Annotated in this window: 14 protein-coding genes; 6 read left to right on the top strand and 8 right to left on the bottom strand. The window is 67.4% G+C overall.

The window, feature by feature from the left end; translation table 11 throughout:
- Window positions 1–18: 18 nt before the first annotated feature.
- A complete protein-coding gene (locus AC3EO7_RS36920) occupies window positions 19–1,017 on the bottom strand; it encodes a helix-turn-helix transcriptional regulator (protein WP_435593746.1) in 999 nt (332 codons plus the stop codon).
- Between the two features lie 103 nt (window positions 1,018–1,120).
- On the opposite strand from AC3EO7_RS36920, the gene AC3EO7_RS36915 reads away from it, so the two are divergent.
- Window positions 1,121–1,519: a VOC family protein gene (locus tag AC3EO7_RS36915; RefSeq protein WP_067834063.1), complete on the top strand. Its 399-nt coding sequence runs from the start codon at window positions 1,121–1,123 to the stop codon at window positions 1,517–1,519.
- Window positions 1,520–2,103: 584 nt separating this feature from the next.
- Here AC3EO7_RS36915 and AC3EO7_RS36910 read toward each other — a convergent pair.
- Together AC3EO7_RS36910 and AC3EO7_RS36905 are read right to left on the bottom strand one after the other, a co-directional pair.
- Complete coding sequence (locus AC3EO7_RS36910) at window positions 2,104–2,271, bottom strand: mycothiol transferase (protein ID WP_435593748.1); 168 nt, start codon at window positions 2,269–2,271, stop codon at window positions 2,104–2,106.
- 37 nt (window positions 2,272–2,308) lie between these two features.
- A complete protein-coding gene (locus tag AC3EO7_RS36905) occupies window positions 2,309–3,046 on the bottom strand; it encodes an SDR family NAD(P)-dependent oxidoreductase (protein WP_431970052.1) in 738 nt (245 codons plus the stop codon).
- An 84-nt stretch (window positions 3,047–3,130) separates the two neighbouring features.
- Between AC3EO7_RS36905 and AC3EO7_RS36900 the strand changes: the two genes are divergently transcribed.
- Window positions 3,131–3,772, top strand: a complete 642-nt coding sequence (locus tag AC3EO7_RS36900) for a TetR/AcrR family transcriptional regulator (RefSeq protein WP_435593745.1) — start codon at window positions 3,131–3,133, stop codon at window positions 3,770–3,772.
- A 237-nt stretch (window positions 3,773–4,009) separates the two neighbouring features.
- On the opposite strand, the gene AC3EO7_RS36895 is transcribed toward AC3EO7_RS36900, so the two are convergent.
- The gene (locus AC3EO7_RS36895) at window positions 4,010–4,933 is read right to left on the bottom strand and encodes a LysR family transcriptional regulator (protein ID WP_431970050.1); all 924 of its coding nucleotides are present in this window, start codon (window positions 4,931–4,933) and stop codon (window positions 4,010–4,012) included.
- A 134-nt stretch (window positions 4,934–5,067) separates the two neighbouring features.
- Between AC3EO7_RS36895 and AC3EO7_RS36890 the strand changes: the two genes are divergently transcribed.
- On the top strand, window positions 5,068–5,901 hold the full coding sequence (locus AC3EO7_RS36890) for an inositol monophosphatase family protein (protein ID WP_431970049.1): 834 nt from the start codon (window positions 5,068–5,070) through the stop codon (window positions 5,899–5,901).
- Window positions 5,902–5,942: 41 nt separating this feature from the next.
- A complete protein-coding gene (locus AC3EO7_RS36885) occupies window positions 5,943–6,539 on the top strand; it encodes an NADPH-dependent F420 reductase (protein ID WP_435593744.1) in 597 nt (198 codons plus the stop codon).
- A 245-nt stretch (window positions 6,540–6,784) separates the two neighbouring features.
- Here the strand turns inward: AC3EO7_RS36885 and AC3EO7_RS36880 are convergent, their stop codons facing one another.
- Window positions 6,785–7,600: an alpha/beta fold hydrolase gene (locus AC3EO7_RS36880; RefSeq protein WP_435593747.1), complete on the bottom strand. Its 816-nt coding sequence runs from the start codon at window positions 7,598–7,600 to the stop codon at window positions 6,785–6,787.
- A 134-nt stretch (window positions 7,601–7,734) separates the two neighbouring features.
- On the opposite strand from AC3EO7_RS36880, the gene AC3EO7_RS36875 reads away from it, so the two are divergent.
- Window positions 7,735–8,121 carry a winged helix-turn-helix transcriptional regulator gene (locus AC3EO7_RS36875; protein WP_329407197.1) on the top strand — a complete coding sequence of 129 codons (387 nt, stop codon included), beginning with the start codon at window positions 7,735–7,737 and terminating at the stop codon, window positions 8,119–8,121.
- 54 nt (window positions 8,122–8,175) lie between these two features.
- On the opposite strand, the gene AC3EO7_RS36870 is transcribed toward AC3EO7_RS36875, so the two are convergent.
- The 3 genes from AC3EO7_RS36870 to AC3EO7_RS36860 all read right to left on the bottom strand — a co-directional run bounded on the left by AC3EO7_RS36870 (window position 8,176) and on the right by AC3EO7_RS36860 (window position 11,068).
- The gene (locus AC3EO7_RS36870; protein ID WP_435593743.1) at window positions 8,176–8,625 is read right to left on the bottom strand and encodes a transposase family protein; all 450 of its coding nucleotides are present in this window, start codon (window positions 8,623–8,625) and stop codon (window positions 8,176–8,178) included.
- A 173-nt stretch (window positions 8,626–8,798) separates the two neighbouring features.
- A complete protein-coding gene (locus AC3EO7_RS36865; RefSeq protein ID WP_435593742.1) occupies window positions 8,799–10,322 on the bottom strand; it encodes an FAD-dependent oxidoreductase in 1,524 nt (507 codons plus the stop codon).
- 47 nt (window positions 10,323–10,369) lie between these two features.
- Entirely contained in the window at window positions 10,370–11,068 is a 699-nt protein-coding gene (locus AC3EO7_RS36860; RefSeq protein WP_435593741.1) for a TetR/AcrR family transcriptional regulator, read from the bottom strand.
- 74 nt (window positions 11,069–11,142) lie between these two features.
- On the opposite strand from AC3EO7_RS36860, the gene AC3EO7_RS36855 reads away from it, so the two are divergent.
- Window positions 11,143–11,523 (top strand): putative quinol monooxygenase, encoded by a 381-nt coding sequence (locus AC3EO7_RS36855; RefSeq protein ID WP_435593740.1) that lies wholly within the window; start codon window positions 11,143–11,145, stop codon window positions 11,521–11,523.
- Window positions 11,524–11,578 lie beyond the last annotated feature (55 nt).

Below are 11,578 nucleotides of genomic sequence, written 5' to 3'. Positions count from 1 at the left end.
TACCGAGCGTCCGGGCTGCTAGTACCTATGGGTTTGGTATCGGCCGTCGGCGGCCGCGGTGAGTCGGCGGGCCAGGGCGCGTACGGCGTCGTTGAGTGTGTCGGGGTGCTCGATGATGAACGGTCGGTTCAGGCCGGCGAGGAGGGCGGGAATCCAGTCGAGTTGTTCGGCGCGGATTCGGATCCGGACCCACGGGTTGGTGTCAGCGGGCTGCGAGTCGATCTCATGCACGGTCGCGATCGTCGCAGGGAGCAGCGGGCGGACCTGGGTGAGCGTGCCCTGGACTCGGATCGATACCTCGTGCCGATAGGGCGCGTTGGCCAATGCGGACAGCAGATGAGCGGCTGGCTCGAATCCGGTGGGCGGAGAGAACGTTCCGGGCTGTGTGCTCACCGCGGTGATGCGGTCCAGCCGGAACTGGCGTAGTTCGTCGCTGTTGCTGTCCATCCCTGTCAGATACCACCGGCCGGAGTGGTCGACGAGCCCGTAGGGGTGCACGGTCCGTTGGCTGGACCGCCCGTTTCGGTCGGTGTACCCGATTTCGACCGGTCGGTGCTCGCGGGTGGCCTCGGCGAGCCGGAGCAGGACGGCGGTCTCGACAGCCACTTCCGGGCGCGCGTCGGCGGTGAATTCGACGGTGTTGATCAGTGCGTCCAGCCAGGCCGTCAGACGTGGGGGTAGGACGCGGCGGAGTTTGGCCGTCGCGCTGTCGGCTGCGCGGGCGGCCGCTGTCGGCCGGTCGGCGCCGCGGCTGGTGAGGAGCCCGAGTAACACGGCCACCGCCTCGTCGTCGGTCAGCATCAGCGGTGGCATTCGGTATCCGGGAGCGAGCCGGTATCCCCCGTAGCGGCCTCGCACCGATCGGACCGGGATATCCAGGTCGGTGAGATGGGTGACGTATCGCCTGACGGTGCGTTCATCGACGCCGAGCCGTCCGGCGAGTTCGCCGACGGTATGAGTACCGCCGGTCTGCAACAGCTCGAGCAGGGCCAGCACTCGGGCAGTGGGGCGCGTCATCGGGAAATTCTCGCATCCATACCGGGCGGAAACTGTCCGGTATCGGCTCTACCGTGGCGTGCGGCGGTGGAACCTCCGCCTCATCCGACAGCAGGAGCACACAATGAAGCTCGTCTCGATCCGTCTGATCACTGACGACATCCAGCGGCTGGTCAGTTTCTATCAGCACGTGACCGGCGTCGAAGCAAACTGGGCTACACCGGATTTCGCCGAAATCGTCACACCGGCCGGCACCCTCGCGATCGGAAGCACCCGCACCGTGGCGCTGTTCGCTGCGGGCAGCGCGCACCCAGCCGACAATCACACCGCGATCATCGAATTCCTGGTCCCCGACGTCGATGCCGATTACCGGCGGTTGCGAGATACGGTCGAGGATTTCGTCAACGAGCCCACGACGATGCCGTGGGGGAACCGGTCGTTGCTGTTTCGCGATCCCGACGGCAACCTGATCAACCTCTTCACCCCGGTCACCGCGCAGGCCGCCGCGAAGTTCGCCGGTTGATATCCGCTCATCGGCTACTTAACCCTGGTGCCAGGGCCTGATCCCGGCCAGGATCGGCTCCAGGTGCCCGGCGGGAGCGCTCTCTCAGCGGCTGCCCGCCGTCAAGATTGGTGTGACTCACTAATTGGCTTGCCTCCCACCGGGTGCCGTGCCGGAGTGGCTCGAAAGGGGACTGCCCCACGCTCGAACTAGCAATGCCCTCCCGGCACGGACACCACAGGTCCGCAGACCACGGGAGGCCACAGCGATGACCGTCATCGTCGGAATGGATCCACACAAACGCTCTGCCACCGTCGAAGCCATCGACCCCACCGGTCACGTCCTGGCCACCGGCCGATACGCCACCGACACCGACACCGCCGGATATCAGCAAATGCTCACCGCTGCAGAACGATTCACCGATCGGATCTGGGCAGTCGAGGGCTGCAACGGCATCGGCCGCCACCTCGCCCACCGCCTGGTCCACGACCGGGGAACTCGTCATCGACGTTCCCGCCGAACTCTCCGCGCAAGTGCGAGTCTTCGCCACCGGCAACGGCCGCAAGACCGACACCGTCGACGCGCACTCGGTCGCCTTCGCCGCACTACGACGACGAGATGGAATGGATGAGCATCCAGCGGAGGTTGGCGTTGCCGGAGCGGCAGTCGGGATGGCGGCCGACGTCATCCAAAGAGGCCGCGGCCACGATCTCGTTGCTCCCGGCGCACTGGGCCTCGTACGACGCACGCGCGCGGCCGGGAGTGCGCCCCATCGCTTCGAGGGAACGGATGCGCACCACCGGCCGTGGTTCAGGCCCGGGTGTAGCCGCCGTCGGCGAAGAGTTCGGCGCCGGTGACGAACGACGAGGCGTCCGAAGCCAGGAAGAGGGCGGCCGCGGCGATTTCCTCGGCGTCGGCCAGCCGCCCCAGTGGCACGACGGCCTCGGCGAACCGGTCGACGTCCGGCCCCGCGGCGCCCAGCAGGCCAGGGGTCCGCGTGGGTCCCGGGCTGAGCACGTTGACCCGGAATCGGCGCTCCCGCGACTGCCGGGCCCAGTTGTGCACGAGGTTGCTCACCGCCGCCTTCGAGGCGCTGTAGACCTCGAGTTGCTCATTGGGCCGCACGCTGTTGCTCGAGCCGACGACCAGGATGGAGGCGTTCTCCGCCAGCAGCGGAAGCGCCTTCTGAACGGTGAATAGTGGGCCCTTGACGTTGACGGCGAGCGTCAGGTCGACGTTCGCCTCGGTGTGGGCGCCGAGCTCGGCGTCCGCGACGATTCCCGCGTTGGCCACCAGCACGTCGATGCGTCCGGCCTCCTCGCGGACTCGCGCGTAGAGCGCGTCCAGGTCGGCCAGGACCGAGACGTCGGATCGTACGCCGGTGGCCGCAGGGCCCATCTCTTTGACTGCCGCTTCGAGGCGGTCGATGTCCCGGCCGGTCACGAAGACCCGTGCGCCCTCCCGGACGAAGCGGTGGGCGATGGCCAGCCCGATCCCGCTGGTCCCTCCGGTGATCACGGCCACCTTCTCCTGCAGCACGCCTGGCATGTCGAACCCCTTCGGTTGTGGAATGGATCGTCCATAACATAGGCAGTAATGGACGATCGAGTCAAGAATGGATAGGCTGAGACCATGGCGAGACCACGCGCATTCGACGAACGCCAAGTCCTGGAGCGGGCCCGGGAACAGTTCTGGGCGACGGGCTATGCAGGAACCCGGATGGACGACATCGCCCAGGCGACCGGCCTGGGCAAGGGCAGCCTGTACGGCGCATTCGGCGACAAGGGCAAGCTGTTCCACCGTGTGTTCGGCGACTGGTGCACCGCAGTCGTTGAGGTGGCCGAAGCGCGGCTGGCAGGTGGCCCGGACGCAGAGGCCTTGGCCCGGCTGTCGGGATACGTGCACCTAATGGCGGAGAACACCGCCTCCGACACCAAGCGCCGCGGGTGCCTGTTGGCCAAGGGCGCGGCGGAACTGGCCCAGCATGATCCGACGGTCGCCGGACGGTCGGCCGAGACCATGACGGCACTGCTGACCCTGCTGCGGACGGAGATCAGCGCCGCCCAGCGCCACGGCGACATCGATGGCGCTGCGGATCCGGAGCGGTTGGCGGCACTGCTGCTGACGGTGGTCCGAGGTATCGAGGCGGTAGGCAAGGCCGGCCTGGACCCGGAGACGCTGCGGAACATTGCCAACACCGCACTGGCGGTCCTGCCCATGCCCGAGGGGCAGAAACGCCTCGCAACCGGGCGCAGTCCGGCCCGCGAGAACTAACTTGGCGCCATCACGGCCACACGATCCGCCGGACAGTGTGTTCGATCCGGAAAGAGTTGAGAGTGTCCGGACAATTCCGGGTTCCTGAACGCTGGCTTGTCCAGAAAGGCATGAGAGTGACCAGGTAAGCCGGTCGTCAACAATCATCTTTTTCCGGATCCAGCATCAGGAACCCGCGGCCCTTACCAGCTGCACCGCTTCGGTAGGAGGTCGTCACGTTCGCTGCGTCGGCAGGTGTCAACGCGCCGTCTGAGCCTGTCCTCTCATCGCACTGGTCAACGCGGTCCGTGCCAGATCGCGTAGCCAGATGTGTGCGGGGTCGGTGTCATAGCGCTGATGCCATGACAGGTACGCCGGGGCCGGCGGCAGGTCGAACGGGAGCGGGAGCAGGACCAGGCCGAGATCTGCGGCGGCCGAACGCGCCGTGGATTCGGGGGCTGTGACGAGGAGGTCGGAGCCTCGCACGAACTCGAACGCGGCTCGTTCGGTGGGCGCGGTCGCCACCACACGTCGGGTGAGGTCGAGCCGCGCGAGAGCGTCATCGATGATGTTGCCGAGCCTTCCGCGCCGCGAGACGGTGATGTGCTCGGCCGCGGCGTACCGCGCGGCGGTGACGGTCTCGACATGGGTGAGCGGATGCCCCCGCCGTACGACGATGACGTGCTGGGTCTCGGCCACCATATCGGCGCGAATCTCGGGTGCGGTCGGGCGGTCCGCGTTCGCGGCGAGGTCGACCTCGCCGCGCCGCAACTCGGGGGTATCGATGCTCGATTCCGCGATGAAGCGCAGACGCACGCCCGGCGCCTGCTCGCGCACGGCTGTGAGAAGGGCGGGGCCGCTGAGGGCGACCAGTGCGTCGTGCCAGCGCAGCGTGAAGGTGCGCTCGAGCGTCGCGAGGTCGAGTTCACGGCTTGGCGCCAGCACGCTCTGGACCTGACGCAGCAGGTCGTGCACCTGTTCCCGGACGGCGAGCGCGTAGGGCGTCGGGGTCATCGTGCGCCCAGTGCGCACCAGGATCTGATCCCCCGTCGTGCGCCGGATTCGGCCGAGGCTTCGGCTCATCGCGGGGGCGGTGACGTGCAGGCGGTCGGCCGCGCCGGCCACGCTGCCTTCCTCCAGGAGAGCGTCGAGCGCGGCGAGCAGATTCAAATCCAATTGCATGAGAGTCATCCTATCCGTGCTTTACATGCACTTGAAGTTAATGATTCTCCCTCCTACCTTTGAGATGCGGGCGCAAAAGACCATGGTTCTCGCCCGGTTGACCTCATCACCCCTGCCCAGATCGGAGTACTGCCATGCCCGAGTCGATTCGGACCACCGGTGTTGCCGCAGCCACCGGCTCCGCCTCCGACGCCGACCTGCTCGCACAGACCGCGATCGCCGTACGCACGGCGGGTTCGGCACTGCGGGAGCGCTTCGGCGACGTGGTCCAGTACCAGACCCGCGAAGAGCTGATGCGCGCGCTCGCCGCCAACGACAACACGGTTCTCGACATCCTGCGCCCCCGCCTCGAAGTCCTGCGCCCGGACGCCCGCTGGGTGGAGGAGGAGCTGGATGGCGGCGCTCTGCCTGCCGGCGAATGGTGGGTCGTGGATCCGGCCGAAGGCAACGTCAACCACCTGCACGCCCTGCCGGAGTGGGCGGTGACCGCCACCCTCGTGCGCGATAACCAGCCGGTGCTCACCGCGGTCCACCTGCCGCTGACCGGCGAGACCTACACCGCGCTCGCCGGCGCCGGCGCCCACCTCGACGGCCGGCCGCTGCACGTGTCGGGCACCACGGACCTCGGGCTGAGCATCGTGGCCACGAGCCAGGCCAGGCCGGACGAGGACGAGAAGGTCGTCCGGCGCGTCGGCTCCTCGATCACCGAGATGCTCCTCGACGCGCTCGTGGTGCGGACAGCCGTGCCCGCCACCCTGCACCTGCTGAACGTGGCCGCCGGCCGGATCGACGCCTTCTGGCAGTTCGCCGGAGCCCGCGCGGACTTGCTTCCCGGGGCGCTGCTCGTCGCCGAGGCCGGCGGACGGATCTCCACCGCCGAGGGCCGCCCATGGACCCCGGAGAGCGACAGCTTCCTGGCAGCGGCGCCCGGCGTGCACGCCGATGCGGTAGCCACGCTCTCCCGCTGACCACCGACCAGAACAGAAAACCTCAGGAGGACCAGTTCACCATGAGCAAGATCACCATCCTCGGCGGCGGCCGCGTCGGCAGCGGCCTGGCCACCGCCCTCACCCGGGCCGGGCACGAAGTGACCGTGGCGGACCGCTCACCGGGCGCTGCCGCCGACGCTGCCCGGACAGCGCAGATCGTCATCAACGCCACGCCGGGCGCCAGCTCGCTGGAGCGGCTCGCCGCGCTGCGCGAGGAACTGCGCGGCAAGATCCTCGTAGACGTCTCCAACGCCACCGTCGACGGACCGGACGGACTCCCCGCCGACCTGCTCTACCCCGGCTCGAGCCTCGCCGAGCAACTCCAGGAGTCGCTCCCCGAGACGCACGTCGTCAAGACGCTCAACACGATGCTTCACTCGGTGATGACCGCGCCCACCGCGCTCACCCAGACGCCAACCGCGTTCCTCTCCGGCAAGGACCCGGAGGCCAAGCAGGTCGTCCGAGGGATTCTCGCTGACCTCGGCTGGCACCAGGAGTGGATCACGGACCTCGGCGGGATCGAGACCGCGCGGGCTGCCGAGGCCGCGATCTTGTTCGTACCGCACGTGATCCGATCCAGCGGATTCGCGCCCTTCGCGATCTCGATCGCTCGCTGACCCGCACAGAGTGCGCCTCCTGCCTACAGCTTCGTCGATGGTGCCACCACCGTCGGCGACGGTGCGACCGAGTGCTCGCCCACTCGGTCAGCGGCGCATGCGCCCGGCTGAAGTAGACGTGCAACGCCGCCTCCGCCCGAGGCCGCGCCCGATCCTCTCCTTCGTGCAGCACCAGCAGTCAGGCCCGGACATCGTCACGGAATCCCGTTGGGAGAGTGGAGGTTCGGCGGTCGGGTTCTGGCCCTTCAGGAATCGAGAAAGTCGACGAGCAGCGGCACCAGCGTCGCCGGACGGTCGAGGGGGATGATGTGACCACAGTCCTCGATCAAGTGCCCGGTCAAGGCGTCGGCGACCGGACGGAGTTGGTTTTCGAGTGTGGTTCCGACCGGGTGGGACCCGATGGCCATCGTCGGCACGGTGAGCCGGGCGGTGTCGACGGCCCGCCGGATCTGCTCAGCGCTGGTGGGCATCGCCCGATAGTAGGAGAAAGCGCACCGCAGGGAATCAGTGCCGGTGTAGGCGGCGACGAAGGCATCGCGGGTTTGTGCGGGGATGCCGCGGCCCTGGGTTCCGGTCGTCAGAAACCAGTCGAGGTAATCGGATTCGTTTCCGGCAAGGACTTTTTCGGCAAGACCCGGCACCGCGTGAAAACCGAACCACCAGGGCGGCCCACCGGCTAGAAAGGTTTCGGCACCGGGCAGCGTGCCCAGCAGCGATTCCATGAGTACCAGCCGGTTGACTCGTTCGGGCCGCCGCATCGCCAGTAGGAACGCTGGCGGAGCACCGGCATCGATCGCGACGACGGAGGCGCTGGTTTCACCCAGGGCGTCGAGCAGCCCCTCGGCGTCGGTGGCAAGCGTGCCCGCGTCGTAGCCGTCGGGTGCTCGTGTGCTGGCGCCGAGGCCGCGCAGGTCCGGCGCGATCACCCGGTGTCGTCGGACAAGTGGGCCCATCACCTCGCGCCATAGCTGCCAGGTGTGTGGAAAGCCGTGCAGCAGCAGGACTGCCGGTCCGGTGCCGGCGATCGCCACGTTCGCTTCGATCCCGTTGGTTGCCACCATCCGCACTGTGAGATCTGGCAGTTCGTGAGACATTCGATCCTCCGCTAGCCGGTTACCAATAGTTACTAGCTGACCGTAGGTAACCTGAAGTAGCCTGCCAAGACGGCACTTTTGATACAGGTGGTGAGCTCCAGGTGACTACCCGAACCAGCACAGGCCAGCGCGGGGATCTGTTCGCTCCGGGCTGCCCGACCCGTCGGCTTCTGGATCGGCTCGGCACCAAATGGGTGTCCATGGTGGTGAAGCTGCTCGCCGAGGCCGCACCCGGCGAGGTGCGCTTCGCCGAACTGCAGCGTCGGATGCCCGGCGTATCGCAGAAGATGCTGTCGGTGACTCTGCAAAGCCTGTCCCGCGACGGGCTGGTCGCCCGCCGCGTCGAACCCACCGTTCCCCCGCGCGTTCACTATCGCCTTACCGATCTCGGGCTCTCCCTGGAAAATCCGCTGGCCGCGCTGCGGGCGTGGGCGGAGGAGCACATGGCCGAGATCGACGCCGCCCCAAAACCTGAGGACCACGCATGACCCTCAGGTCGATCCCGGCGATAGCCACGAAGATTCCCACGGTGGGTGGCGGCGTTACGTGGCCGTCAGCGGGTCGAAGACGAGACGGCGCACCGCTGGATGCCGGGTCAACCGGGCGCCGGCCCGGCCGCCCGGTGCCAACGCGACCGCGCACTGGAGCCGTTGCAGCGTGGTCGTGCGGCGAGCATGCCGCGCCGCCAACGCCGGTAATGCCTCAGCGAAAGTCCTTCGGCTGCAAGCATTGTTGTCACAGAACAAACGTCTCACACGCAGCCTGATCACCACTTCACGACCGGTGATCTCGGTATCGGACAACCGTCGCTCGTAGCGACTGTGAACTCGTCGCGCCGACACCTCGCAACCCGGACAGGCCGCCGGCTCATCTCGGGTGCTCGCCTCGATGCGCACCGAAGTCCCTGTCGCACTCAGGGTCTCGATCCTCAGAGTGGACAGGTGCGGCAGCAGGACCGCAAACGGTCCGAGATCAGCATTTTGCAGCGTCACCGACAGGGCGGTGGTGAGCCGCCAAGACGTTCACCGATGATCGCGATCGGGTGATGGTTCTCATGGCCCCTTCGAGGTGCTCGTGGCGGGGAAAACGCTGAATGTCGCTGGCGCTCAGGCGTAGTGGCTTGGGCTGTCCGGATGCGGGTTCGTGCGCCTTTGCTGGCGGGCGGTCAGTGTTCCTGGCGGCCGAACCAGCGGGTCGCGGCTTGTTGGAACGCTTCGGGATCGGGGCCATGGTCGTCCGCCCAGGCCACGATGCCGTCGGGCCGGATCAGTACGGCGCCGAGACCGAGGTTGTCGTGTACCGGGCCGGCCGCGTAATGGATCCGGCCTTGCCAACCCTGGGCTGCGTCCCGGAGTGCGTGGTCGGTGCTGAAGTCGAGCGCGACGCCGTGTCCTTGCTGTAGGAGGTCACCGAGGCGAGTGTCGTCGTCGAAGCAAAAGTCCGGGGCGGTGTGGCCGGCGAGGGGCTGTCGGCTGCCCAGGCCATAGCGGTAGGCCAGTCCCGATGTTTCCCGATACACGTGGGTGGTTCCGTCTGGGGTGCTCATCAGGTCGCGGACCAGCCGCTGCAGGGCGACTGCATTGGGGCCCGGTTGCATGGTTGCGACCTGGGCCCGGGACCAGTCGAGAACAGATGCGCCGATGGGGTGGCGCTCGCTGGTGTAGGTGTCGAGCAGTCCGTCGGGCGCGTAGCCGTGCACGGTTGCCGCGAGCTTCCACCCGAGATTCATCGCGTCGCCGATGCCGAGGTTGAGCCCTTGGCCGCCGAGTGGGGAGTGGATGTGGGCGGCGTCGCCGGCGAGCAGGACGCGGCCGTTGCGGTAGGTCGTGACCTGCATGGCGCGGTCGGTGAAGCTGGAGGCGAGGTGGACCTCGGTCAGTGTCACCTCGGTGCCGGAGACCCGGCGCAGGACCGCTTGGAGGTGTTCGCGGGTCAGCGGCTGTGAGCGGTCGAACGTGCCGCCGTCGAAGTCCATCATGCCCAGGTGTCCTTCGAAGGGCGTGCGCAGGTACATACCGGTCGGTGTCAGGTTGAACCCGAGGCGCAACTGTTGCGGGTCGGCGAAGGTGACTCGTGCGACGTAGCCGGTGAACAGCGGCTCGGTGCCGACGAACTCGAAGCCCGCGAGCCGGCGTACCGCGCTGCGACCGCCGTCGCATCCTACGAGCCATCGCGCCCGGTACTCGTGCCCGCCCGCCGTCGCGACAACGGCGCCGTCGTCCTGGGCCACGGCTGTGACGGGAACACCCCGGACGATCTGCGCACCGAGCGCGGCGGCCCGCTCCGCCAGCACCGTCGTGACCGCCTCGAGGCTGGTCATAATCGGTTCCATCGCCGGACTGGGCAGCCGGTGCGGGAGGGCGTCGGTTTCGATGTTGGTCGCGTCGAGCGTTATTCCCGCGAAGTGGCTCACGTTCCGGGGAGGTGGGGTCTGGTCGGCATCGGGGACGGCGCCGACCGCTGCCGCATCGACACCGGACGCTTTCAGCAGTGCGTCCAGCATGCCGCGACGGTAGAACGCTTCGACGGAACCGGGGGTCAACCCACGCAGCCCGAGTGGGAGTGTTTTCAACGGCGAGTCCGGGTCCGGGTTCTGCTCGAGTACCAGGACAGCACAACCGGCCACCGCGAGTTCGCCGGCCAAGAACAGTCCGATCGGGCCGGCGCCCGCGATTATGACGTCATGCATGAAGAAATTCCCCTCTGATTGTCGCTGACCCGATCGGATTCGACGGGTCAGCGCAGGTTGATGATGCCGTCGAGGACGACGGCGATGCCGGTGAGGAACTGTTCGCGGTCATCGTGCTCACGCATCTGGCCGGCGATCACGTGCATGAACGGGTAGTCGTCGGGATCGAGTTCCCGCCACGCGGTCGACACCGCGCCGAGGAACTCGCCGCGGTCGGCCTGGGGGTCGACACCCGAGGTATCACCGTCCATACGGGCGTTCTGGCCGAGAGCACCGAGGATGTAGTGCACCAGCGTCGAAGTCGCGTCGAACCACGCGGCTTGCGGCACACCCAGTGCCCCCACCTGCCGGCCGAACCGCTCGAAGATCCCCACCGTCACCGGGCCGCATGGATTGCGGGTGATCTGCAGGGCCAAGCGCGTGGCAAGCCACTGATGTTCGGCGATCGCGTCGAACAGGCCCAGCGCCACGGCGCGGATCTCGTCCCCCGCAGTGGTCCGGGCCCCGGCGGGCTCGGTGTCCAGCACAGTGCCGATGACTGTTTCGGTCGCGGCATCCAGCAGCTCGTCTCGGGCGCCTACCTGGTAGTAGATCGCCCCGGTTCCGGTGGCCAGGCGCTCGGTCAGCGCCCGGACCGTCAGCGCGCTCTCGCCGCCGCCGTCGAGCAGCTCAATAGCGGTAGCGATGATCTGCTCGCGGGAGAGCACCTGGTTGCGCCGCTGTGCCCGGCGCGCTCGTGTGGCCATGGCCCGATTCTGCCAGCATTTTTGGATCATCGCACTAATTTGGATCACTGAACCAATTGAGGTATGTTTTCCACATGTCAGATACCCACTCCGGGGTCACCGCACGGGTCGCTGCGGCGTCACCGAAGCATCCCGGACCCCTGGTCATGCTTGTGCGAGTGCATGCGCGGCCGGATCAGATCGACGTAGCGCGACGGGCGCTGGAGAAGATCGCCGGTCCAACTCGCGCCAACCCCGACTGCCTGGAATTCCGTATCTTCCAGGACCGAGACGATCCGCAGTCGTTCACTCTTCTGGAACACTGGGTCAGCCTCGAGGCCAATATCGAACACGGCAAACGTGACTACATGGCCGAGTACATCGCCACGAAGGACCTGATCTTCGACGCATTCCGCGGCGAGTTCGTCCAGGAGATCTGCCCACCGGGTACTGGTTCCTTTGCCGAACCGCAATGAAACGCGACCGCGACTCGATCACATCGGTCCGAGGCCAGAGCGCCCGTGACATCAT

The sequence above is a fragment of the Nocardia sp. bgisy118 genome, from assembly GCF_057708605.1.
This window is presented reverse-complemented; position numbering and strand designations above follow the sequence as displayed.